The organism is Streptomyces sp. NPDC048258 (assembly GCF_043201995.1).
In the GTDB taxonomy this organism is placed as follows: Bacteria; Actinomycetota; Actinomycetes; order Streptomycetales; family Streptomycetaceae; genus Streptomyces.
On record NZ_JBICZH010000028.1, the window covers coordinates 1 to 23,119 of the forward strand.

A 23,119-nucleotide genomic window follows, 5' to 3' on the forward strand; every position below is an offset into this window, starting at 1 on the left:
ATCCGCCGCTACATCATCTGGCGGAACAAGCACGCCGCCGACGAACGCCTCCAAGAGGTGGTGAACAGGGCGAACGTTGCCTGACGCGGCACTAGGTTGTCCCCATGAGCAATCTCGATCGCCAGCCCGCTCTCTCCGCCTGCGGAGGCCGCGGCTTCGTCGTGGCCGAACCGGTGCGCGAACTCCTCAGCCCGCGCACGGTCAAGCTCGGGGAGTCCACCGAGGTGCGCCGGCTCCTGCCGAACCTGGGCCGCCGCATGGTGGGCGCCTGGTGCTTCGTGGACCACTACGGCCCGGACGACATCGCCGACGAGCCCGGCATGCAGGTCGCCCCGCATCCGCACTCCGGGCTGCAGACCGTGAGCTGGCTCCACGAGGGCGAGGTACTGCACCGCGACAGCGTGGGGAGCCTGGCGACGGTGCGCCCGCGCGAGCTGGGCCTGATGACCTCGGGCCGCGGCATCAGCCACTCGGAGGAGAGCCCGCGCCCGCACGCCCGCTTCCTGCACGGCGCCCAGCTGTGGGTGGCCCTGCCGGACGCCCACCGCGACGTGGAGCCGCACTTCCAGCACCACCCCGAACTCCCGCGGGTGAGCGCCCCGGGCCTGACCGCGACGGTCATCCTGGGCACCCTGGACACGGCGACCTCGCCCGGATCCACGTACTCCCCGATCGTCGGCGCGGACCTGGCCCTCGCGGCGGGCGCCGAGGCCCGTCTGCCACTCGACCCGGACTTCGAGTACGCGGTCCTGTCGATGTCGGGCGAGGCCCACGTCGACGGCGTCCCGGTCCTCCCGGGCTCGATGCTCTACCTCGGCTGCGGCCGCACCGAACTCCCCCTGCGGGCGTCGTCGGACGCGGGCCTGATGCTCCTGGGCGGCGAGCCGTTCGAGGAGGAGATCGTCATGTTCTGGAACTGGATCGGACGGTCCCAAGAGGATATCGCAGGCTTCCGCGAAGACTGGGTGAACGGCACCCGCTACGGCGAGGTCAAGGGCTACGACGGCCCTCCGATTCCGGCCCCCGAACTTCCCCCAACTCGTCTGAAGCCTAGGGGAAGGGTGCGCTGAACTGGGCTGATGACATCAAGGGTACGCCCCGTGTGATGGCTGTCGTTTCGTTCCGCTTCCGAGCTCCGGCGGAAGTCGACGCCATCCAAGGGAAGGATTCTTGATCTTGTTGTCGAGTCTCGTATGGATCAGGGTGTGGTCAGGTCTAGTCGGACCAATGCTGACCCTTTGCTGACTCTACTGACGGGTAGTTAGATTTGGGGGAGGGTCCAGGGCCCTCCTCCTGGCGGGCGCTCGTCACGGCGAGGTGGTCAGACCCAGGCCCCTCGGCTGCTGAGAACGGCTCCAGTTGAGCTCTCCTGAGGGCAAGGGGCGGCTGTCGAAGTGACAGCCGCTGTTTCCGCAGAGCCCTTTGTTTCCTGTCGACAACCTCACGCGCCAAACCTCCCGTGCCGGACCGCCGCGCCGAGGTCCAAGGCAGACCCGCACCGGTGCTGTCCCCAACGGCCCGCGCGGCGGTCGAGGAGCTCGCCCTGGCGGCCGGGGCGAGGTTCACTGCGCGGGCGTGCGTTGACTAGGACGGTACGCGGAGGCCCCCGGCCGGTCGCCGGACTGTCCGGGCTGGGCAGGCCGGATGGCAGGGCTAGGGCAGTTCTGTGTTGGCGGATGCGCCCTCTGCGACCCGCGCCGCCAGGGACGACGACCAGCACCAGTTCGGCGGGATCGCCGTCAATGTCATCAGCGGCGACCCCGACGTGTACGGGCGGGCCTACCTGGACGCCTACGGCCGTGGCGTGGTGTACGGCGACCCGTCCTGATGCTCCAGGCCCGTGGGCGGGCGGCGGTCCGCGCCGTCCACCCACGGGCCCGCGAAGCGGCACGGCCTCATCGTGCCGGGGTGAAGCCGCCCCAGACCGAGAGGGCGCCGCGGGGACCGTCGGCGTCGACGCGGTAGCCGTCGTGCTCGACCTCGCGTGCGCCGGCGGCGTGGTTGTACTGGCCGGCGAAGACATGCTGTCCGGCCGGTACCGTGCGGCCCGGCTTGAGGATCCAGCGGTAGACCACTGCTCCGCCCTCGTTCTGCACGGTGAGGGTGAAATCCTCGGCGGGCAGCGTCCGCCAGCTGCCGGTGCTCTGCACTCCGCCGGTCTGCGTGATGCGCAGTTCCACGGTGAGTGCGGTAAGCGGTTGGGTGGACTTGAGGGTGATGTTGCTCTGAGCCCAGAAGCTGTTGCTGTTCGTCCCCAAGGAGCCGGCCGACGACAGAGGCCCGTCCTGGACGTGCGCGTTGCCTGGCCGGGCCGAGCCCGTGGCGCCTGACGCCGAAGGGCTGGGGCCCGTCGGGGACGAACGGTCCGGCGTGGTCGGGCGGCCGGTGGCGGGCGCCGATGTGGTCGACGGGGTCGGCCGGGGAGTCCCGGACGGCGCGGACGGCGCGGACGGCGCGGCGGGGGTGGCCGGGACATCCGGCCGAACCGGCGGGGACTGGACGATGGCGGCGACGGCGAAGCCGCCGACCGCCAGAGTGCCGGCCGCGGCCAGGGATGCGAGCGCGATCCTGGGCCAGGGCCTCGCGCCCGAAGACTCGCGGTGGCGGACGGCGGCGCCGGACATGCCGCGTTCCACGCGTGCCAGGATCCGGGCACGGTCGGGCTGGTGGGCCTCGGCGGCCGCGCGCAGCCGCCCGGTGAGTTCCTCGTTCAACGGCTCCTCCTCCCCGCCAACAGTTCCCCGGCTGCTCCTGTGCTGCCCAGCATCCGTTCCAGTTCGGCCATCCCCTTCGAGGTCTGGCTCTTCACCGTACCGACCGATATTCCGAGCGCCAGAGCGGTGTCCTTCTCCGACAGGTCGAAGGCGTGCCGCAGGACCACGCATGCCCGCTTCCGGAACGGCAACCGGTCGAGAGCAGTACGCACGTCCACCACGGCGGCCACGTCCGGACCGTCCAACGGCTCCGCACCGCGGGACCAGAACAGGGCGATCCGGCGGCGCTCGCGAACCGCGCTGCGGATCCGTGACCGTGCCAGGTTGGCGACCACGCCACGGGCGTAGGCGAGTGGGTATTCGGCCTGGCGCAGCCGGTCCCAGCGCTGCCACAGTGCGATAAGGGCGTCCGCGGCCAGATCGTCGGCGCCGTCCGCCTCGCCCGTCAGGAGACGGGCGAACCGGGCGAGTTCGGCGTAGTGGCGTTCGAAGAAGTCGTGGAACTCAGCGGACGCGTCATCGAGGACCATGTCCGTTGCCCGCCCCCTCCGCAAATGTGTGCGCTAACATCCGGGCGGCAGCGTACCAGCGCCCGGTTTGACCAGGGCGCGCCGATGCGGCGTACCCGGCTCCGCCACCCCGCCGCGGTGAGGATTCAGTGCGCGGCGAACTGGACCCGGGTCGGTTGTGCGACGTTCGGCAGGAGCGCGGTCCCGTCGACCGTCAACTGCTCTCCGTAGATGTCGGTGATCCTTATCGCGCCGCCGCACCCACCGCCGTCGGCGGAGAGGAAGTAGTTGTAGTCGGTACGGGGCAGTCTCCGCCAGCCCTTGCTGGTGCGTACCTCCAGCCGTGCGACCGGATTCCGGTGGTCGATCACCTGGATGCCGCACCAGTGGGCGCTGGACCCGGTCTTGTACCGGAGGGAGAGGGCGTCGGACGTGCGGGGGCTCAGCAGGCTCCAGGTGATCGGGATACGGCCGACCTTGGGATCGGCCAGTTTCGCGAAGGCCTGTTCGCTGAGGTCCAGTTGCCCGGGTGCGCAGGGCAGTGGGCATTCGTTGGTGATCCGGACGGTGATCGAGGCGCCGCTCGCCGTGCGGACGCGCACGTATGCGCCGCACGCCCTGGACGACTCGTAGTCCGTGGTGTTCATCGCTGCGATCATGAGGTCGTCGGTCGGGCCGAACAAGCAGGCGCCGTTGCCGTCGGCGGCGGCGTAGGAGGTGGCGACGCCCCTGTAGGTGATATCCGGCTGGATACGTCCTGCCGGCGGTGCCGGGGTGGATGCCACCGGTGGGGTTTCCTTCGCCGAAGGCGGTGGCGTCGCCGCGGTGGTCGCCGCGGCGGCCGCGCTCGGGGTTGCCGCGGCCTGCGAGCCGGCCGCCGGGGGTGCTGGGCTCGTCGGGGCCGAGGACGTGGCTCCCGTTTGGGTGGCGGCGGGGGCGGCCACGTCGGCCCCGGCGCCGGCCCCAGCGTCGGCCCCGGCCTTGGGGCCGGGGAGCATGGCTGTTACCAGGCAGAAGAGGACGCCCGCGGCGGTCAGTATCACTGCCGTCCCCAGCATCAGCCTGTGTCTACGCCTGCGCTGCCGCGCGGCCTGCCGTGCAGTCTGCATGTCCGTCCGTTTCGAAGATCTGAGTCGAGGTGCACTGCCTGGTCGCCGCAGGACGCGAAAAGGTTGCCGACGGTGGGAAGCAGGCGCGCGGCGGGTCCTTCAGGGCGGCCGGACAGCGGTGTCCCGAATCGGTCCGCTCACTGAGCAAGGGAGTACGGGGAAACGGGCTGGCGGCGCGGATGCCGCGGGGAGGCTCCGAACGCGCGGCGACAAGCCTTGTTGAACGCCTGGAGGTCGGGAATGCCGACCGACGCGGCGACGGCGGGGACGGAGAGGGTGGTGGCCTGCAGGAAGTGGCGCGGCCGTGACCGCCGGATGAGCGGCTTGCGTGTTCCGCTCCCTCGCGGGCGCGAGCTGGGTGACCCGCCACAAGGCGGCCCACGCCTCCGCCGCGGCCCGTGCCGGGCTATGTGGCCAGGCGGCCAGTGCATGCCGCAACTGGACAGTCAGCCAAGTGAGTTCGGGGCCCGAGTCCTGGATCGCCGGGACGCTGTGCGGAGTTCCACCTGAACCCAGACGGAGGTGGACGTAGAGGTGTGAGGACCGGCCCCGGCAGCGATAGCGGACCTCGGCGCCGGGCGGTACGAGGCTGACCCGGCCGGGGCGGATCGCGTACTCCGTGCCGTCCACCGTCAAATCGGCCTCGTAGTCGTACAGATGGAGCTGCCAGAGATCCGGCAGGGAGAACACGTCCACGTGGCCGGCCGGGCCGTGCACGCCGATGCCGACGGCGGCGAGAGCGGGGGGCTCGTCAAGGTGGGCGAGTGCCGTACGACGGCACGGGCCGCACCTCGCCCACCACGGGCGACAGCGACGAGCCGCCGTACGAGTCGGGGGTGGCGGCGCTCCGGGCGGGCCGGCGGCTGATTCAGGCCGCTCAGCTGATCCCGCCGCACCCGGGTCATGAGTACGACGTCTCCTTCCTCAAGCACGAGTTCTTCTTCGAGCGGATCGTCGACGCGCGAGCGGAGCCGCGGGAGGCGTGCTCCAGGTAGGCGAGGCACTCCCTCCTCGTGCGGGCGGTGGCACCGAGGAGGGGCAGGGCAGGGCAGGGCCGGGTCAGGCTCCGGCCTTGCGCTTGTTGTAGACGTCGAAGCCGACGGCCGCCAGCAGTACCAGGCCCTTGATCACCTGCTGGTAGTCGGTACCCACGCCGACCAGCGACATGCCGTTGTTCAGTACGCCCAGCACCAGACCGCCCGTGAGCGCGCCGATGACGGTTCCCACACCGCCGCTCGCGGAGGCGCCGCCGATGAAGGCGGCGGCGATCGCCTCCAGCTCGAAGTTGATGCCGGCCTGCGGGGTACCCGCGTTGAGTCGCGCGGCGAAGACCATCCCGGCCAGGGCCGCGAGGACGCCCATGTTCACGAAGGCCAGGAAGACGACCCGCTTGCTCTTCACCCCGGACAGCCTCGCCGCCGCCTCGTTTCCGCCGATGGCGTAGGTGTGCCGGCCGAGGATCGAGTTGCGCATCACGTATCCGAAGCCGACCAGCAGGACGCCGAGGATCAGCAGAACGATCGGCACCCCGTGGTAGCTGGCCAGCAGCAGCGTGAAGGCCACCACGGCCGCGGTGATCGCGCCGAGCTTCACCAGGAAGAGCCCGGCCGGGAGGGGTTCCAGCCCGTACGAGGCGGCCCGCCGCCGTCCGCGCACCTCCTGCAGGATCGCGACGGCCAGCACCACGAAGCCCAGCAGCAGGGTGAGGTTGTGGTAATTGGTGTGGGGGCCGACCGCGGGGAGGAAGCCGCTGCTGATGTTCTGGAAGCCCTTGGGGAACGGCGCCACCGACTGTCCCTGCAGGAGGATCTGGGTCCCACCGCGGAACAGCAGCATGCCGGCCAGCGTGACGATGAACGAGGGGATTCCGAGATAGGCGATCCAGAAGCCCTGCCAGGCTCCGGCGAGAGCCCCGATCAGCAGCGCGGCCACCAGCGCCACGGGCCACGGCGCGTGGTGTTTGACCATCATCACCGCGGCGGCCGCCCCGACGAAGGCGGCGAGCGACCCGACCGACAGGTCGATGTGCCCGGCGATGATGACGATCATCATGCCGATGGCCAGGATGAGGATGTAGCCGTTCTGCTGGATCAGGTTGGTGATGTTGAGCGGCTGGAGCAGGATGCCGTCCGTCCAGAACTGGAACAGCAGCACGATCAGCGCCAGCGCGAGCAGCATCCCGTACTGGCGCAGGTTGCCGCGCAGGGCTCGGGCCAGTACGGCACCGGCTGACGGTCGTTGGCCGCTCTGCGGTGTGCGGGGCGTGGTGTCTGGGGTGGTCTTGGTCTGGGCCATGCCTCACACCTGCTTGTCGGGGTATGCCGCGCTCATGGTCATGAGCCGCATGAGGGATTCCTGGGTGGCTTCCGCGCGGTTGACCTCACCGGTGATCCGGCCTTCCGCCATGGTGTAGATCCGGTCGCACAGGCCCAGGAGTTCGGGGAGTTCGGAGGAGATGACGAGTACCGTCTTGCCCTGGGCGGCGAGTTCGGCGATGACGGTGTAGATCTCCGCCTTTGCGCCGATGTCGATGCCCCGGGTGGGTTCGTCGAGTATCAGCACGTCCGGCTCGGCGAAGATCCACTTGCTGAGGACGACCTTCTGCTGGTTGCCGCCGCTGAGTTTGCCGGTCTCCGCGAACACCGAGGGGGCCTTGATGTTCATGGTCCGCCGGAACGATTCGGCGATCCGCGCCTCCTCGTGCCTGTCGACCCAGCCCCGCCGGGCGACCTTGCCGAGGGCGCTCAGCGAGATGTTCCGGCTGATGTCGTCGTTGAGGTTGAGGCCGAGCTGCTTGCGGTCCTCGGTCACGTACGCAATGCCGTGCCCGATCGCCTCCGGCACCGTCCGGGTACGGATCTCCCGGCCGTCCAGCCGCACCCGGCCGCCGGTCCACCGCCCGTACGAGCGGCCGAAGACGCTCATGGCCAGTTCGGTGCGGCCGGCGCCCATGAGGCCGGCGATGCCGACGATCTCGCCTCGACGGACGTTGAGCGAGACGCCGTCGACCACCTTGCGCCGGTGGTCGATCGGGTGCTGGACGCTCCAGTCCTCGATCTCGAAGGCGACCTCGCCGATCTCGGGGGCGCGCTCGGGGTAGCGGTGTTCCAGGTCGCGGCCGACCATGCTGCGGATGATCCGCTCCTCGGAGATGCCCTCGGGGCCGATCGCGATGGTCTCGATGGTCCGTCCGTCGCGCAGGATGGTGACGGCATCGGCGACCCGGGCGATCTCGTTCAGTTTGTGCGAGATGAGGACGCAGGAGATGCCCTGTGCCTTGAGTTCGAGGATCAGGTCGAGCAGCTGGCGGCTGTCCTCGTCGTTCAGGGCGGCCGTCGGCTCGTCCAGGATGAGCAGCTTCACCTTCTTGGCGAGCGCCTTGGCGATCTCGACCAACTGCTGTTTGCCCACGCCGAGATCGGCGATCCTGGTGTGCGGGCTCTCGTCGAGTCCGACCTGCCGGATCAGTGCGGCGGCGTGGGTCAGCGTCTTGTGCCAGCTGATGACGCCCCGGGTGGCGTGCTCGTTGCCGAGGAAGATGTTCTCGGCGATGGACAGGTAGGGCACCAGCGCGAGTTCCTGGTGGATGATCACGATGCCGCGCTGCTCGCTGGCCCGGATGTCCCGGAACCGGCAGGGCTCGCCCTCGAAGTAGATCTCGCCCTCGTAGCCGCCGTGGGGGTGGACCCCGCTGAGCACCTTCATCAGCGTGGACTTGCCGGCGCCGTTCTCGCCGCAGACGGCGTGCACCTCACCGGCGGCGACGGTCAGGTTGACCTCGGAGAGGGCCTTGACACCGGGAAACGTCTTGCTGATCGACCGCATCTCGAGAACGGGTCGGGCCATGGTTGTGCATCCGTATCGTCGGGGCGGTGCGGCGGCGGCCGGTCTCCCGGGCGTCGCACCGCCGTTTCGTCGTCGCCGACCCGTCGGTCGGGCTCCGCGGGCTACTTCAGCTGGTCCGCGGTGTACTGGCCGCTGTCCACCAGGACCTTCTGGTAGTTCTCCTTGTCGACGCTGACGGGCTGGAGCAGCTGCGCCGGTACGGTCTTGACGCCGTTGTTGTACTGGCCGGTGTCGTTGACCTCGGGCTTGCCGCCCGTCAGTAGCGCGTCGCCCATCTGGACTGCTGCCTTGGCCAGTTGGCGGGTGTCCTTGTAGACGGTCTGGGTCTGCTCGCCCGCGATGATCGACTTCACCGAGGCCAGCTCGCCGTCCTGGCCCGTGACGACGGGAAGGGGCTGGCCGGCGCCGTAGCCGACGCCCTTGAGCGAGGAGATGATGCCGATCGAGATGCCGTCGTACGGCGAGAGCACGGCGTCGACGCGTGCGGCGGTGTACGACTTGCTCAGCAGGTTGTCCATCCGGGACTGGGCGAGGCCGCCGTCCCAGCGCAGTGTGGCGATCTGATTGAAGGAGGTCTGGCCGCTCTGCACGACCAGCTTCTTGTCGTCGATGTACGGCTTCAGGACGCTCATCGCACCGTTGAAGAAGAAGGTGGCGTTGTTGTCGTCCGGTGAGCCGGCGAACAGCTCGATGTTGAACGGGCCCTTGCCGTCCTTGAGGCCGAGCTTGTCGACGATGTAACTGCCCTGGAGGACGCCGACCTTGTGGTTGTCGAAGGTCGCGTAGTAGTCGACGTTCTCGGTGCCGCGGATCAGCCGGTCGTAGGAGATGACGGGGACGTGGGCGTCGGCGGCCTTCTGCAGCACGTTGGTGAGCGAGGAACCGTCGATGGCGGCGATCACCAGCAGCTTGGCGCCCTTTGTGATCATGTTCTCCACCTGGGAGACCTGGTTCTCCACGACGTTGTCGCCGTACTGGAGATCGGTCTTGTAACCCTTGGCCTGGAACTCCTTGACCATGTTGTTGCCGTCATTGATCCAGCGCTCCGACGACTTGGTCGGCATCGCGATGCCGACGAGGCCGCCTTTGGCCTCCCCGCCACCCCCGCCCTCGCCTGCTCCGTTGGCGCTCTGGCCGCAGGCTGCCAGCGACAGCGTCAGGCCCAGGGTGACAAGGCCGGCTGAAAGCTTCCGCACAGTTCCTCCAGTGATGTTCCGCGACCGGCACGGTGCGACCCGGTTGGGAGAAGCCGGAAGCGGTCGAGCGGGGCCGGCCGGGAGTCGTTTCCTCGCACTGTGTGAAGTCCGGGTTCGCGGCGGCTCCGGCCTGGCGATACCTGAGTGTTAACGCTCACAAGTGGTCCGTCAAGGGTCTGTTCGGATCGCTGTCGGGGCATACGTCCGGCGTGCGGGAGCGGATGCGCGCGGAAATTCCGGGAGCTGGACCACCGGCCCGACCCCGCTGCCCGTGTTCTGGTCACCCGCAGCTCGCACACCCTCGGCGTGGTCGGCTTCGACTCGACCCCGCCGTTCGACCAGGGCCTGGAAGACGTCGACGTGATCGCGTACCGGATCTCCGCCGTCAGTGCGGCGGCCCGGCGCGCCAGTTCTGTGCCCCACGCCGCGGTCGGTTCCAGCAGCCGGCCGAGGGTCCCATGGCGTCGCGACTCGGTCGCTTGTAAGACGACGTCGGCTGCGGGAAGAGTGTGACGACGAGCTGGCGGAGGGAATCGTGCCCGAGCTGTCCCGCCGCGTCATGAACGACGAGACAGAACTGCCCGGTCTCCTCCTCAACCACGGCCAGCCCGTCGCATACCTCACAGGCCGGGCCGACCACCAGGCGCCCACCACCTACCGGGGCGAGGACGAGACCGACGCCCGCGACGCCTTCATCATCGCGGACCAGGCCCGCGTTCGCCGCGGCGTGAGCATGTTCCGGCCCGGCGACGACATTGCTCTCGACCTGCGGGTTCTCACTGCACGGCGTCTGGGCGTGGTCCACGACCGGAGCCGCCGGATCAACCGCCTGCGGGCCCAGCTCCTGGAGTTCTTCCCTGTACTGGAACGGGCCCTGGACCTGACGAAGAAGGGCCCCCGCCATCTTGCTGACCGCCTACCGGACCCCGGCCGCGATCCGCCGCATGGGTGTCAGGCGGCTGGAGGCATGGCTCCGTAACCGTAAGGTCGGCGGGGCGGCCGCGCTCGCAGCCCGGGCCGTGGAAGCTGCCCAGAACCAGATGACCGCCCTGCGAGGCGAAGAGCTGGGCACCGAGCTCGTCGCCCGCTCGGTAGCCGCCCACAGCGACGAAGTGGCCGAACTCGACGGCCGAATCGAAACCCGGTTCCGCCGGCACCAGGACGCCGAGGTCATCCTCGCGATGCCCGGCATGGGACGCACTCTTGGAGCGGAGTTCGTCGCCGCGACCGGCGGTGAACTCACCGCCTTCGCCGGCCCCGACCGCCTGACCGCGTTTGCCCGCCTGGCACCCGTCCCCTGGGACTCCGGGACGGTCGGCGGGAACCTGCGCGGACGCCGCCGCTACCACCGCGGCCTCCAGCGGGACCTCTACCTCTCCGCGCAGGTCAGCGTATTCTTCTGCCCGGTCTCCAAGGCGTAATGCGACCGGAAGGGGAAGGAAGGCAAGGGGCACAGCGAGCAGTTCTCACCCTCGCTCGGCGCCGCGGCAATGTCCTCTGGGTCATGATCCGCGACCACGCGCCCTTCCAGGCCGCCCCAGTCCGCGGCCAGAGCCGTTTGGCTTCAGGTGGGCAGTGCGGTCCCGTTACGGATCGAGGTCGACTTGCTGGGCCTCGACTTCATCAGGTCCCCTTGCGGTTGACCGTCCTGATGTTGTTTCAGTGATCCGACGGATTCTTGCAGAAGATCTTGACAGTCGCTCAGGCCCCTGGTCTCCTGCCTCCAACGCCCATGTGCGAGCTGCAAATTGTTAGCGCTAACAATCCTCCGGCGTCCCCCACCACCCTCAGGGGCCACACCTTGTCGCCGCTCCGCCGCTCCGCCGCTCCGCCGCTCCGCCGCTCCGCCGCGCCGTGCGGCCGGATCCGCAGGTGCCGAGGGCAGGTCGCCCCTGCCCAAACCGTGTGACAGCTCATCCGGTCACAAAGGAGATCTCAAATGCGCAGACAAAGTTCCAGCCGCAGCCGCCTGTCCGCGGTGCTCGCCGCCGCGGTCGCGGCCCTGGCCGCGCTGGCGGCGCTGCTCGTCGCCGGCCCGGCTCAGGCGGCCACCACCAGCGACTTGCGCGGTGTTGCTTCCGGCCGCTGTCTCGATGTGGCGGGCTTCAGTCAGTCCGACGGCGCAAACGTGCACATCTGGGACTGCCACGGTGGAATCAACCAGCAGTGGACGTTGACGGACAGCAGCCAGCTGACCGTGTACGGCAACAAGTGCCTGGATGTCCGGGGCGGCGCCACCACGTCCGGGACCCCGGTGCAGATCTGGACGTGCAACGGCAGTGAGAACCAGCAGTGGCGGGTGAACTCCGACGGCACGATCGTCGGCGTGCGGTCCGGGCTGTGTCTAGAGGTCTCGGGCTGGGGCACGGCCAACGGCACGGGGGTGCAGACCTGGTCGTGCCACGGTGGCAGCAACCAGAAGTGGACCGGCCTGTCCGGGGTGAGCAACGCGTGTGCTCTTCCGTCGGCCTACCGGTGGACCTCGACGGGTCCGCTGGCGCAGCCGGCGAACGGGCAGCTGGCGCTGAAGGACTTCTCCACCACCACGTACAACGGCAAGCACCTGGTCTACGCGACCACCTCCAACGGAACGGCGTGGGGCTCGACGGCGTTCAGCCCCTTCACGAACTGGTCGGACATGGGGGCGGCCACCCAGACCAGGATGAACGAACCCGCGGTGGCGCCCGAACTGTTCTACTTCGCGCCCAAGGACGTCTGGGTGATGGTGTCCCAGTGGAGTCAGTGGCCGCTCTACTACCGCACCTCCAGCGACCCCACCAACCCCAACGGCTGGTCCGCCGCGCAGCCGCTGTTCACCGGCAGCCTGCCCGTGGGACCCGGGGACCGGAGGGACGCCCCGATCGACCCGACCATGATCGCCGATGACCAGAACATGTACCTGTTCTTCGCCGCCGACAACGGCAAGATCTACCGGGCGAGCATGCCGATCGGGAACTTCCCGGGCAACTTCGGCTCCTCGTACACGACGGTCATGAGCGACGCGACGGACCTTCTGTTCGAAGCGCCGGAGGTCTACAAGGTCCAGGGCCGGAACCAGTACCTCATGATCGTTGAGGCGCAGGGTTCGAACCGCTACTTCCGCTCGTTCACCGCCTCCAGCCTGAACGGTCCGTGGACCGTCCAGGCCGGCAGCGAGAGCAGCCCCTTCGCGGGTCAGGCCAACAGCGGTTCCACCTGGGCCAAGGGCGTCAGCCACGGTGACCTGGTCCGCAACAACCCCGACCAGACCATGACCATCGATCCCTGCAACCTGCAGTTCCTCTATCAGGGCCTCCCCACCACCACACCGGAGAACACCGACTACCTGAAGCTGCCGTACCGGCCGGGTCTGCTCACCCTGCAGCGCTGACCCGCCTGAACCACGGCGCTCGCGATGTGGTGCGTTCCGCCGACGTGCAGCCGAGCGGTTCATGGCGTGGGCAGCTCCACCTGCTGACCCATGCTCACCGCACCGAGGAACCCCAGCCGCGCATCGGCTGGGGTTCCTCATCCTGTACCGGCGGCCAAGGCGTAGCGGAGCCGGGCCGTGGAACGCCACGGCCCGGCTCCGGGGCGCTGCGGCTCAGCGGGCGCCGAGGAGGTGTTCGAGGGCGAGCTGGTCCAGCTGCTCGAAGGCCATGCCGCGGCGGGCGGCGGCGTCGACGTCGAACTCGTCGAAGGCGGACGGGTCGGCCAGCAGCCCGGCCAGGCCGTCCGCGGCGGTCGGGAGGGCCAGTTCGGGCAGCCGGGAGGCGGCGAGCGCGGCCCGGACCTCCGGATCGGACCGGAAGGCGCGGGCACGCTCCGCCAGGAGCAGGTAGTTGCGCATGCAGCCGGCCGCCGAAGCCCAGACGCCGGCGGAGTCCTCGGTGCGCGGCGGCTTGAAGTCGAAGTGACGGGGGCCGTCGTAGCCGGCCGACTCCAGCAGGTCGACCAGCCAGAAGGCCTGGCGCAGGTCGCCCGCACCGAAGCGCAGGTCCTGGTCGTACTTGATGCCCGTCTGGCCGTTGAGGTCGATGTGGAACAGCTTGTCGTGCCACAGGGCCTGGGCGATGCCGTGCGGGAAGTTCAGCCCGGCCATCTGCTCGTGGCCGACCTCCGGGTTGAGGCCGACCCGCTCGGGCCGCTCCAGCTCGTTGATGAACGCCAGGGCGTGGCCGATGGTGGGCAGCAGGATGTCGCCGCGCGGCTCGTTGGGCTTGGGTTCGATCGCGAAGCGCAGGTCGTATCCCTGGTTCTCGACGTACTCGCCCAGCAGGTCGAAGGCCTCCTTCAGTCGGTCGAGGGCGGAGCGCACGTCCTTGGCCGCGCCCGACTCCGCGCCTTCGCGGCCGCCCCAGGCGACGTAGACCGAGGCGCCGAGTTCCACGGCCAGGTCGATGTTGCGGATCGTCTTGCGGAGCGCGTACCGACGCACGTCCCGGTCGTTGGCGGTGAAGGCGCCGTCCTTGAACACCGGGTGGGTGAAGAGGTTCGTCGTAGCCATCGGCACCTTCAGCCCGGCCGTGTCGAGTGCGGTGCGGAAGCGCTTGACCGCCTGCTCGCGGGCGGCCTCGCCGGCGCCGAAGGGGATCAGGTCGTCGTCGTGGAACGTGACGCCGTAGGCGCCGAGCCCGGCCAGCCGCTCCACGCTCTCGACGGGGTCGAGGGCGGGTCGGGTGGCGTCGCCGAAGGGGTCCCGGCCCTGCCAGCCGACGGTCCACAGGCCGAAGGTGAACCTGTGCGCGGGGGTGGGGACGAGCGGGTCGCTGGTCATGAGGCGCTCCGGATCTGGGCCGAGGGCTATTTGTAATGGCGAAAAACAAATTAGTATGCGGACACGCCAGAAGGAACCCCACCGGAGGAACGCATGTCTGCTCAGCGTGTCGTGATCGGTGTCGACAGCTCGACCCAGGCCACCAAGGCCCTCGCCGTCGACCTGGACACCGGCGCCGTCCTGGGCGAGGGCCGCGCCGCTCACGCCGTCAGCGCGGGCGCCGGACGCGAGAGCGACCCCGAACAGTGGTGGCGGGCGCTCGGCGAGGCCATGGCGGGCACCGGCTGGGCGGATCGCGCCGCCGCCTGCTCGATCGCCGGCCAGCAGCACGGCCTGGTCACCCTCGACGCGGCCGGACGGCCGGTGCGCCCGGCGCTGCTCTGGAACGACGTCCGCTCCGCCCCGCAGGCCGCCGAACTCGCAGCCGCGTTCGGTGCGGCAGAGCTCGCCCGCCGCACCGGAAGCGTCCCCACGGCCGCCTTCACGGCCGCCAAGTGGGCCTGGCTGCACACGAACGAGCGCGCCGCCGCCGACCGCGTCGCGGCCGTCCGGCTTCCCCACGACTTCCTGACGGAGCGCCTGACCGGTGAGGCGGTGACGGACCGCGGAGACGCGTCGGGAACCGGCTGGTGGGGCCCGGACGGCTACGACACCGACGTCCTCGGCCGGATCGGCCTCGACCCCGGGCTGCTGCCGCAGGTCCTCCCGCCGGGAGCCCGGGCGGGCGTCGTCCGAGCCGGGATGCCGCTGCGCAGGGGCGCACTGGTGGCGACCGGGACCGGTGACAACATGGCCGCCGCCCTCGGCCTGGGCCTGACCCCCGGACGTCCGGTGCTGAGCCTCGGTACCTCCGGCACCGTCTACGCCGTCGGCCGGACCCGGCCCACCGACCCGGGCGGAACCGTCGCAGGCTTCGCCGATGCCCTCGACGGCTGGCTGCCGCTCGCCTGCACGCTCAACTGCACCCTCGCCGTCGACCGCTTCGCCGCCCTCGTCGGCCGCGACCGGGAGGACGTCGAGGGAGGCGGCACGGCGGTGGTGCTTCCCTACCTGGACGGCGAGCGCACCCCCGACCTCCCGGGTGCTTCCGGCCTGGTCCACGGCCTGCGCCACGACACGACGCCGGGCCAGCTGCTCCAGGCCGCCTACGACGGCGCCGCCCACGCCCTGCTCGCGGCCCTGGACGACGTGCTGCGCGCCGGAGGCGAGAGCCCCGCCCCCGGCGAACCACTCCTGCTGATCGGCGGCGGAGCCCGCGGCAGGGCCTGGCAGAGGACCGTCCTGCGACTGTCCGGGCGAGCGGTCCAGGTGCCCGAGGCCCGGGAACTGGTCGCGCTCGGGGCCGCCGCCCAGGCCGCCGCACTGCTCACCGGTGAGCCTGCCGATGCCGTCGCCCGGCGCTGGCGGACCGCCGAGGGCCGGGTACTGGAGCCCGTACCCCGTGACGAAGGCACGCTCGAACGGATCACCAGTACGCTGCGGCGGGCGCGGGCCTTGCAGGAGGTCCCGCCGGGAGAGCGATAGGAGGGTCGGGCCGATGACGGGGACCGGCAGGGGGAGCGGGGGCGCGGAGGCCGCGCCCGCCTCGCAGCAGGGGATGCGCCGGCGGAACCTCGCGGTGGTGATCGGCGTGGTCGCCGCGCACGGCCCGCTCTCCCGGGCGGACGTGGCCGGGCACACGGGCCTGACCAGGCCGGCCGTCTCCTCCATGGCCGACGAGCTCATCGGTCGAGGAGCGCTGACCGAGACGGAGACCGCGCCCAGCGGACGGGTCGGCCGCCCCGGACGGGCGCTGGCCCTGAACGATCGGGGTCCCGCGGGCCTCGGCCTGGAGATCGGCGTCACCCATCTCGCCGCGTGCGTCGTGGACCTGCGCGGTGAACCCCGGGTCTGGCGTCGCGTGGAGCGGGCCAACGCGGGCCGGCCGGCCGGAGAGGTGCTGGCGGAGGCCGCCGCGCTGGGCGCCGAGGCGGAGTCCGAGGCCGCGGCCCTCGGCCTGCGCGTCGAGGGCCGCGTCCTGGCCGTGCCGGGGGTGGTGCCGAACGAGCCGGGCGGACTGGTCGCGAACGCTCCCAACCTCGGCTGGCAAGCCGTCCGCCCCGCCGACCACTGGCCCGACCCCGACACCGCGCCCGAGCCGGAGAACGAAGCCAACCTCGGGGCGCTGGCAGAGCAGTGGTACCGGGGAAACCCCGCCGAGACCTTCGTACACGTCTCCGCCGAGGCCGGAATCGGTGCCGCACTGGTCATCGGCGGGCAGCTGTTCCGGGGCGCCCGCGGCTTCGCGGGCGAACTCGGCCACCTGCCCGTCCACCCGGAGGGCGCCCGTTGCGCCTGCGGGGCGCGCGGTTGCCTGGAGCAGTACGCGGGCGAAGCGGCCGTGCTGCGCGAGGCCGGGCTGGGGCGCGTCGGCGACCCGGTGGCCCTGCTGGCCGAGCGGGCGGGAGCCGGGGACGCGGCGACCCTGCGCGCCCTGGACCGCGCAGGACGGGCCCTGGGCCTCGCCCTCACCTCGGCGGTGAACCTGATCGACCCGGACGGCCTCGTTCTGGGCGGCGCCTACGCCGAACTCGCCGACTGGCTCCTCCCGTCCATACGCGCCGAACTGGCCGCCCGGATCACCGTCCGGCCCTGGACCCCGGAGGCGGTACGACCCTCCGCCCTGGGGCGCCGCGGACCGGTGCTGGGCGCGGCCTGGTCGACCGTCCGACAGATCATCGCCGATCCCACCCGCCTGCCTGCCCGCTAGTGCTCTGACCGCATGGGTTCGCAACGACGACCAGTACCGGTGGGGCTGGACCGGCACGGCCATCTCCGGCGATCCGCGCGTCCACGGCTGCTCAGGGGTGGCGCGGAGCGACTTCCTGCTCGTGGACCTGTTCCGGGCGCCGCTGGGCGTGCAGGCCCCGGGACCGTGACGGTCCGGGGCCTCGTGCGGTGCACTGCCTCCCGGCCGTGCCCGGCGTGACGGGTCCGGGCATGAGTGGGCCGCAGTGGACTCCCCTTGGGCCCTCGGATGGACACGTTCCCCGACCATGATCGGGAACACGCGGTGCGCATCAGGTGCACCGACATGTCTGCCTTGGAGGTCCGATGGCAAGCAAGGCGATACGCAGGTCCGGCAACACGGTGTTGGCGCTGCTGATGGCGGCCGGGGCCGTCGCGGTGATGCCGGGTACCGCGGCAGCAACCAGCGGCGGCGGGTGTGGGACGAGCCGGCTGGTCGGCTCCGTGCCGGATCCGAGCAGCCCCGTCCCGCGCCAGCTGCGTACCATCCTCGACGTCCGCACCTGCATCAGTGCCCGTGGGGCCAGCGTGTACCCGGACGCTTACGTCACCCCGGTCATGCAGCAGGCTCCGTGCTCTCTGCAGATCTCGTACGTCGGACCGAACGGCAACAGCAACCGGGAGACACCCCGCTACGCCTCGGGCCGCATCGTGTACCAGCAGCCGGCCGGCGGGGTACGCGGCACGTACCGCACGGTGCTCCACCTGAACTGCATGTTCGCCGACAAGGACAGGGCGGAGAGCCCGGATTTGCACCTGGCCTGGTAGGCCGGGCACGCGGCTTCAGGGATGGGCCCTGCGGCAGAGCTCGCGAACCCACAGGTGGTCGCTCACCTGGTGCAGGGCTTTCGTCAGGTGGCGCCGGTAGGTTCCGAACGGCAGTCCCAGACGCAGCGCGGCGGACTGTCTGGTGCGTGCCGAGTCGATGAACGTCGTCGTCAGCAGGGCGTGGAAGGGCTCGGTGCCCGGGTTCTCGCGCAGTGCGTCGACGGCGTCCATCAGCCCGTGCCGCACCCGGGCCGCGGGGTCTGCTTCCTCGTATCCGGCGAGCAGTGCGCTGCGGGTGAGCGGGTTGGCTTGGAGCGCCGCCGGTCGGTGCCAGTTCCTGAAGGCGTCGTGGAGGGCACGCTCGAACTCGGTGCGGCTCAGTGCAGCCGGCTCACCGGTGTCGGGCGTGTCCCGTCCCGCGTGCGGATCCGTCCCGTCGAGTTCGAGCCGTCCGATGACGGTGAGCCATTGCCGCAGGGGCATGGCGCGCCAGTCGTGGGCGTACAGGATGGGTACGCGGTCGTCGGTGCGGGGTGCAGAAGCAAGCGGATGCTGGTCGAGGTGGGTGAAGAACGGGCGCCACCACTGCGTACCGGCCAGGGCGACGTAGGACCAGGCCAGGTTCTTCGAGTGCAGGATCTGGGCGAGCACCCGGTGCAGCAGCATGTCCGTGATCGGCGACGGCCCCTGCTGACCATCGGGTGGGACGAGGAAGCGCGCGACGGCGAGGTGCTCGCCGTCGCGCAGCGGTGCGGTCGCGCGGCAGTGCTCCCACACCGTCGCGAGGACCGGGTCGGCGGACGTCTCCGGCCCATCGGGCTTCCGCAGCTCCAGCCATGCTGCGAAAGCCACGGGCTCGCCGGTGTCGGTCCGGCGCAGCACCCGGAAGGCGTGTGGGCGGCGGGCGAGCCAGAACCCGGCCGCAGCCGCCGCCTGAGAGCCTTCGGCGCGCTCGGTGAGCCCGAGCAGTGCTTCGCGATCCCGGGAGTGGTAGTGGTCCTCATGGACGGAATCCGCTTCCTGCCACGTCACAAAGCGCCCCATGAAGCCACCCGGCCGGTGAAGGTGTGTCAGAGCCATGGCTGCGGGGAGGGCGGAAGGGCCCCTGGCTGTGAGGGCGCGGGAGACCACATGGGTGCGTACCCGCTCATGCATGTCCGCGTACCCCTGCGGGTCTCGCCACCTCATGTCGGCGTCGAGGACCGCGCGCACCGCGTCGTGCGGAGACAGCCCGCTCGGACCGGAGTCGATGTAGGGCTGTCGGCGAAGCCAGTCGAAGAGCGGCGCCGGCGCCGTGCCGGGCAGGACCTCCCTCAGCAAATCCTCCGTGGTCGCCCGCGTGTGGGCGCACACCTGAAGGGCCCGGAGGTGATCCGGACAGGGCACGTCGCCGACGAGGTGATCGCGCAGTCTCCGGACGAGATCGTGGGGCGGGTGCCACATCGCCGGGTGTGTCGGGCCGTAGGCGGCGGTCGCAGCGGCCAGCCGCAGTGCCAGGGGGTGCCCGCCGGCGAAGTCGAGCACTTTCTCGTGCAGTTCCGGCCGCACTCCTTCGGAGTGCAGCAGCTCTGCGGCAGAGTCCGCGGCCAGTTCCGCAAGCCGGACGACGCGCAGGGCCCGCCGCCAGCCGGAGTCGGCGGCCCACCGGTCGGCCGGTGCGCGCCGGGCCGTCATGACGACGAGAGTGCCCCTCGGAAGCAGCGGGAGGAAGCGGTGGGGAAACTCTTCCTCCCATGCCTCGCACTGGTCGGCGTCGTCCACCAGCAGGACGGCTCGCTCGTGCATGCGGACCTGGTCCGCCCACACCCCCCAGAGCACGGGCCAGCAGGTGGTCCTTCGCAGACCGACGCGGACCACAGGCCTTTCCGCCGCCTCGGCCTCGTCCTCGAACCGCTGCAGCAACGTCGACTTCCCGATCCCGCCCGGGCCGTGCAGGCACAGAACCGCCAGCGTGTCGGCATCGTCGGGACGGCCGCCAAGAGCCTCTCGGAACAACCCGATCTCTGCCTCGCGTCCCACGAACAGTCCCCGACGTGCGGCACGCAGCCGGCCGTACAGCTGCGCCCCTTCGAGGCTCGGGTCGTCGGACATCTGTATCTCCCATGCCTGTGTATCGGTTGGTCAGTGGAGGGGAAAGCGAGGGGAAAGGTTCACGTGGCGGTTGCGGTCTGTGGGCGTTGCCTTGGCTCTCCCTCGGCACGGCGGCTCCATGGCGATCACTGGGCGCTGAGCGGGTTCGAGGGCGACTGGTGGTATGGCAGCCTGGTGCGGCCTCTGAGCGTCGTGGGCCCGGCCAGGCGGCGCCTTGGCTCTCGGCCCGGATCCGTACACCGGTACGGCTGGGTGGTTGGAGGATTCCTCGGCCTCGCCGGTGACGAGAAGTACCTGCCGTGTCGCGCCGCGGATCCGGGCCAGGTTTCGGGGCCCGCCAGTTGCCCGGGCACCACCGCGCCGGTCGCCTACCTTCGGGTGGATGACTGCAGACACCGCACCTGTGCGGTGCCCGGCGTGGCGGACGCGGGCGCGGGCACGTTGTCTCCCGCACGGCGGCTGCCGTACGGGCATCGACGGCACCGCTGGCGGATCCGCACACGATCACGGCCGTGCCCCGATCCGGTGGCCCGGTCCGGCTACCGTCTCGGTCCCGCGACAGCGTAGGCCGCGGTGCCGGCAACCGTGAGGACCAGGGCCGTCCAGGTGCCCGCCGCCGTGCCGGGCGGCAGCAGCATCCAGGTCGCCACCTGCATCGGCACACCTGTCGGGGGCGGGGCGAAGAACGAGAACGAGAGCCAGGTGAACGGCAGCGTCCAGGCGTACTGGCCGCCCAAGAGCGCCGCGCCCAGGGCGACCAGTCCCATCATGCCCGCGCTGTCCCGGACGACGAACGCGGTGGTGGCCATGTCCTCGCCCATTGTCTGCACGGTCAGCAGCACCGTGCCGACGACCGCGCCGATGAGCAGCACGTGTGCTGCTCTTCGGGGCACCCAGCGGATCGCGGCCGTCCGGTCCAGCGCGAGGTCCTGCCCGCTGAGCCCGATCGAGGCTGCCATCGCCCCCGTAGCGAGGATGAGCACGGGCAGGCGCGGATCACCGGGTCCCTCGCCCCCGTCCCGGAGCAGTGCCCACACCGCCACCGCGCTGATCACCACTGCGGCGAGTGACGCGGGTACCTGACGCGAGCGTGCGTACAGCGTCAGCCATCTCATCGGGACGCACCGCCGTTCAGTGCATCGAACGCGTCGCCCTTGCAGGAGAGCGCGGCGGCGCGCATCGCGTTGATCCGCGAGAGCTGCTCGGCCCGCGGCAGCGCCTTGAGTTCCGTCCACACCGGGCGGGCCGCGGCGTCGACCTCGCGGCGCAAACTTGCTGACCCTGTGCCGGGCAGCGACCTGAGGTCCCCGAGGACCCAGCCCACGGCGACGGTCTGCGCGAATTCATCATTCCCGAAGCTGCTCCAGCCGACGGGGGTGCACCCTGGCACCATGCCCTTGGCGATCAGGGCCCAGGTCAGCTCCTCGCCCTTCGCTGCGGCGATGATGTTGTCGTCGAAGTCGAAGAGCACGGTCTTGCCGGACCACTGCGGCGTGGAGCCGTCCGGCAGTACGGCGGTGTTCTCCCGGACCGAGACCGGCGCCTGCCCGCCCAGGGCGCCGTGCAGCAGGCGCAGCGCCTCCTTACCGGGACCCGCGAGGTCGGCGAGTCGCGCCTGGTGCGTCTTGGTCACGCACACCGGACCGTCGCACACCAGCTCCGCGGCGGCCTTGTCGAGGACATACATCCGGCGCGGGTCGGAGGGGAGGACGAGCAGGGCGATCGCCGCGCCGGCCAGGACGGGCGTCAGGGCGATCAGCCGGGCGCGCGGGGTCGCGGCGACCAGCAGCGCGAAGCCGGTCGCGGCCATGCCGAGCAGCCAGATCGTCTGCCCGACGTGCACGGAGGCGGAGAGCGTGACGAGTACCTCGCGCACCTCCTGCACCGCCGGTGACAGCAGCGAGACCCGGTTCGGCTCCGTGCCCAACGACATGTGCATGAGGGCCGTGAACACGAAGGCGCCCATGGCCAGCGCGGGCGGGGTGAGCGCGGACGGCAGGGCGCGCCCGGCCCCCATGCCCAGCACGGCTCCCGCGACGAGAGAGAGTGCCCCCACCAGCGAGATCGGCAGCCATCCGACGTGCGTGTACTCGGTGTTGGGGAGCACCTGGACCGCGCCCACGAGGACGAGGAGCGCAAAGGCCGAGGCCAGCGTGATCGCCGTCGCGCCCGCCAGCGTGGCCGCGCGGTGCCAGGCGGGACGCGATGTGGTCGTCAGCAGCTCGGACACCTTCGAGCGGTGGTCGCGCAGGCCCTGCAGCGCCCCGAGCCCCACGGCCAGCGGCCACAGGTAGCCCAGCAGGGCGCGGGTCCACAGGGCCATGGACGTCCACTGGGCCGTCCACGCCGTGGTGCCCCTCCACCACGCGGCGTCCACCAGGTACAGGAACGCCAGCGCCGTCGCCAGGACCACGACGCCGGCCCACGGCGCGATGGAGCGCTTCAGCTCGATACGCAGGACGCGGACGTTCACCAGGTGCCCCTTGTCTGCTCGGGGGTCAGGAGCAGCGCCGAGTAGCCGCGCTCCAGGGGGCTGTCGCCCACGTGCTCGGGGCCGCCCGCCGCGGCCAGCTCGTCCGGGGTGCCCTGGAAGACCAGCCGGCCCTCGGCGAAGAGCACCACGTCGGTGCAGGCGGCGGCTACGTCCTCCACCAGATGGGTGGAGACCACCACGCACGTGTCCGTGCCGAGCTGCTGAAGCAGCTCGCGGAAGCGCAGCCGCTGCGCCGGGTCCAGGCCGACCGTCGGCTCGTCCAGCAGCAGGATCGTCGGGTCGTTGACGATGGCCTGTGCGATGCCGACCCTGCGCACCATGCCGCCCGACAGGGCCTTCATTTTCTCGTCGGCGCGGTCCGCCAGACCCACCCGCTCCACGGCGCGCTGCACCGCCCCGGGGATGTCCGCCTTGGGCACCTCCTTCAGCCACGCCATGTACTCGACGAACTCGCGCACCGTGAAGCGCTTGTAGTAGCCGAACTCCTGCGGCAGGTATCCGATCCGGCGGCGCAGCGCACGGTGCTCGCCCATGCCGCCCGCGGACTCGCCGAGCAGCTCCAGGGTGCCCTCGGTGGGGCTCAGCACGGTGGCCAGCGTCCGGATGAGGGTGGTCTTGCCCGCCCCGTTGGGGCCGAGCAGACCGTGTACGCCGATGCCGAGCTTCAGGTCGAGCCCGTCGACCGCCATCCGGTTCCTGCCGACTCTGACCTTCAGCCCGATGGCCTGGATCTCCCAGGCGTAGGCCGTCGGTGCGATGTCAGCCGCGCTCACCGCGGTCATCATGTGGTGTTCCTTACGTTGTTGGTGGGTTGATTCCGGTCACTCGTAGGACCGGGAGATCCAGGCA

At 70.8% G+C, this 23,119-nt stretch carries 20 protein-coding genes and 1 pseudogene; 10 read left to right on the forward strand and 11 right to left on the reverse strand.

Translation table 11 applies throughout. The features are described from left to right. The 3 genes and pseudogenes from ACGFYQ_RS37285 to ACGFYQ_RS37295 all read left to right on the forward strand — a co-directional run. Positions 1 to 84, forward strand: a pseudogene (locus ACGFYQ_RS37285) (transposase); the annotation flags it as partial. 20 nt (positions 85 to 104) lie between these two features. Continuing rightward, entirely contained in the window at positions 105 to 1,070 is a 966-nt protein-coding gene (locus ACGFYQ_RS37290; protein ID WP_393751004.1) for a pirin family protein, read from the forward strand. A 596-nt stretch (positions 1,071 to 1,666) separates the two neighbouring features. After that, on the forward strand, positions 1,667 to 1,828 hold the full coding sequence (locus ACGFYQ_RS37295; protein WP_393751006.1) for a hypothetical protein: 162 nt from the start codon (positions 1,667 to 1,669) through the stop codon (positions 1,826 to 1,828). A 67-nt stretch (positions 1,829 to 1,895) separates the two neighbouring features. Here ACGFYQ_RS37295 and ACGFYQ_RS37300 read toward each other — a convergent pair whose 3' ends face one another. From ACGFYQ_RS37300 to ACGFYQ_RS37310, 3 genes are all read right to left on the reverse strand, one after another. Then, positions 1,896 to 2,714 carry a hypothetical protein gene (locus ACGFYQ_RS37300; RefSeq protein WP_393751008.1) on the reverse strand — a complete coding sequence of 273 codons (819 nt, stop codon included), beginning with the start codon at positions 2,712 to 2,714 and terminating at the stop codon, positions 1,896 to 1,898. Continuing rightward, positions 2,711 to 3,244: a SigE family RNA polymerase sigma factor gene (locus tag ACGFYQ_RS37305; protein ID WP_393751010.1), complete on the reverse strand. Its 534-nt coding sequence runs from the start codon at positions 3,242 to 3,244 to the stop codon at positions 2,711 to 2,713. Before ACGFYQ_RS37305 ends, ACGFYQ_RS37300 begins: the two co-directional genes overlap by 4 nt. 125 nt (positions 3,245 to 3,369) lie before the next feature. Next, positions 3,370 to 4,281 (reverse strand): expansin EXLX1 family cellulose-binding protein, encoded by a 912-nt coding sequence (locus ACGFYQ_RS37310; RefSeq protein ID WP_393751012.1) that lies wholly within the window; start codon positions 4,279 to 4,281, stop codon positions 3,370 to 3,372. A gap of 815 nt (positions 4,282 to 5,096) precedes the next feature. On the opposite strand from ACGFYQ_RS37310, the gene ACGFYQ_RS37315 reads away from it, so the two are divergent. After that, on the forward strand, positions 5,097 to 5,327 hold the full coding sequence (locus ACGFYQ_RS37315; protein ID WP_393751014.1) for a hypothetical protein: 231 nt from the start codon (positions 5,097 to 5,099) through the stop codon (positions 5,325 to 5,327). Between the two features lie 64 nt (positions 5,328 to 5,391). On the opposite strand, the gene mmsB is transcribed toward ACGFYQ_RS37315, so the two are convergent. The 3 genes from mmsB to chvE all read right to left on the reverse strand — a co-directional run bounded on the left by mmsB (position 5,392) and on the right by chvE (position 9,374). Beyond that, positions 5,392 to 6,627, reverse strand: coding sequence for a multiple monosaccharide ABC transporter permease (gene mmsB / locus ACGFYQ_RS37320; RefSeq protein ID WP_251063969.1), 1,236 nt, complete (start codon positions 6,625 to 6,627; stop codon positions 5,392 to 5,394). 3 nt (positions 6,628 to 6,630) lie between these two features. Then, on the reverse strand, positions 6,631 to 8,178 hold the full coding sequence (gene mmsA / locus ACGFYQ_RS37325) for a multiple monosaccharide ABC transporter ATP-binding protein (RefSeq protein ID WP_393751016.1): 1,548 nt from the start codon (positions 8,176 to 8,178) through the stop codon (positions 6,631 to 6,633). Between the two features lie 101 nt (positions 8,179 to 8,279). Beyond that, entirely contained in the window at positions 8,280 to 9,374 is a 1,095-nt protein-coding gene (gene chvE, locus ACGFYQ_RS37330; protein WP_393751018.1) for a multiple monosaccharide ABC transporter substrate-binding protein, read from the reverse strand. A 535-nt stretch (positions 9,375 to 9,909) separates the two neighbouring features. Here chvE and ACGFYQ_RS37335 point away from each other — a divergent pair. The 3 genes from ACGFYQ_RS37335 to ACGFYQ_RS37345 all read left to right on the forward strand — a co-directional run bounded on the left by ACGFYQ_RS37335 (position 9,910) and on the right by ACGFYQ_RS37345 (position 12,744). Beyond that, positions 9,910 to 10,353, forward strand: a complete 444-nt coding sequence (locus ACGFYQ_RS37335; protein ID WP_393751020.1) for a transposase — start codon at positions 9,910 to 9,912, stop codon at positions 10,351 to 10,353. Next, on the forward strand, positions 10,319 to 10,795 hold the full coding sequence (locus tag ACGFYQ_RS37340; protein WP_393751022.1) for a transposase: 477 nt from the start codon (positions 10,319 to 10,321) through the stop codon (positions 10,793 to 10,795). The genes ACGFYQ_RS37335 and ACGFYQ_RS37340 overlap by 35 nt, the downstream gene beginning before the upstream one ends. 518 nt (positions 10,796 to 11,313) lie before the next feature. After that, positions 11,314 to 12,744: a non-reducing end alpha-L-arabinofuranosidase family hydrolase gene (locus ACGFYQ_RS37345; protein WP_393751024.1), complete on the forward strand. Its 1,431-nt coding sequence runs from the start codon at positions 11,314 to 11,316 to the stop codon at positions 12,742 to 12,744. A gap of 213 nt (positions 12,745 to 12,957) precedes the next feature. On the opposite strand, the gene xylA is transcribed toward ACGFYQ_RS37345, so the two are convergent. Next, on the reverse strand, positions 12,958 to 14,130 hold the full coding sequence (gene xylA / locus ACGFYQ_RS37350; protein ID WP_393751027.1) for a xylose isomerase: 1,173 nt from the start codon (positions 14,128 to 14,130) through the stop codon (positions 12,958 to 12,960). A gap of 93 nt (positions 14,131 to 14,223) precedes the next feature. Between xylA and xylB the strand changes: the two genes are divergently transcribed. From xylB to ACGFYQ_RS37365, 3 genes are all read left to right on the forward strand, one after another. Continuing rightward, positions 14,224 to 15,654, forward strand: coding sequence for a xylulokinase (gene xylB, locus ACGFYQ_RS37355; RefSeq protein ID WP_393751029.1), 1,431 nt, complete (start codon positions 14,224 to 14,226; stop codon positions 15,652 to 15,654). A 13-nt stretch (positions 15,655 to 15,667) separates the two neighbouring features. After that, the gene (locus ACGFYQ_RS37360) at positions 15,668 to 16,879 is read left to right on the forward strand and encodes an ROK family protein (protein ID WP_393751031.1); all 1,212 of its coding nucleotides are present in this window, start codon (positions 15,668 to 15,670) and stop codon (positions 16,877 to 16,879) included. A gap of 344 nt (positions 16,880 to 17,223) precedes the next feature. Next, the gene (locus ACGFYQ_RS37365) at positions 17,224 to 17,685 is read left to right on the forward strand and encodes a hypothetical protein (protein ID WP_393751033.1); all 462 of its coding nucleotides are present in this window, start codon (positions 17,224 to 17,226) and stop codon (positions 17,683 to 17,685) included. A 15-nt stretch (positions 17,686 to 17,700) separates the two neighbouring features. Here ACGFYQ_RS37365 and ACGFYQ_RS37370 read toward each other — a convergent pair whose 3' ends face one another. The 4 genes from ACGFYQ_RS37370 to ACGFYQ_RS37385 all read right to left on the reverse strand — a co-directional run bounded on the left by ACGFYQ_RS37370 (position 17,701) and on the right by ACGFYQ_RS37385 (position 23,055). After that, the gene (locus ACGFYQ_RS37370; protein WP_393751035.1) at positions 17,701 to 19,776 is read right to left on the reverse strand and encodes an ATP-binding protein; all 2,076 of its coding nucleotides are present in this window, start codon (positions 19,774 to 19,776) and stop codon (positions 17,701 to 17,703) included. 539 nt (positions 19,777 to 20,315) lie between these two features. Continuing rightward, positions 20,316 to 20,891 carry a hypothetical protein gene (locus ACGFYQ_RS37375; protein WP_365951839.1) on the reverse strand — a complete coding sequence of 192 codons (576 nt, stop codon included), beginning with the start codon at positions 20,889 to 20,891 and terminating at the stop codon, positions 20,316 to 20,318. After that, the gene (locus ACGFYQ_RS37380; protein WP_393751038.1) at positions 20,888 to 22,249 is read right to left on the reverse strand and encodes a hypothetical protein; all 1,362 of its coding nucleotides are present in this window, start codon (positions 22,247 to 22,249) and stop codon (positions 20,888 to 20,890) included. The genes ACGFYQ_RS37375 and ACGFYQ_RS37380 overlap by 4 nt, the downstream gene beginning before the upstream one ends. Then, the gene (locus ACGFYQ_RS37385; protein ID WP_393751040.1) at positions 22,246 to 23,055 is read right to left on the reverse strand and encodes an ABC transporter ATP-binding protein; all 810 of its coding nucleotides are present in this window, start codon (positions 23,053 to 23,055) and stop codon (positions 22,246 to 22,248) included. The genes ACGFYQ_RS37380 and ACGFYQ_RS37385 overlap by 4 nt, the downstream gene beginning before the upstream one ends. Positions 23,056 to 23,119: the final 64 nt, after the last annotated feature.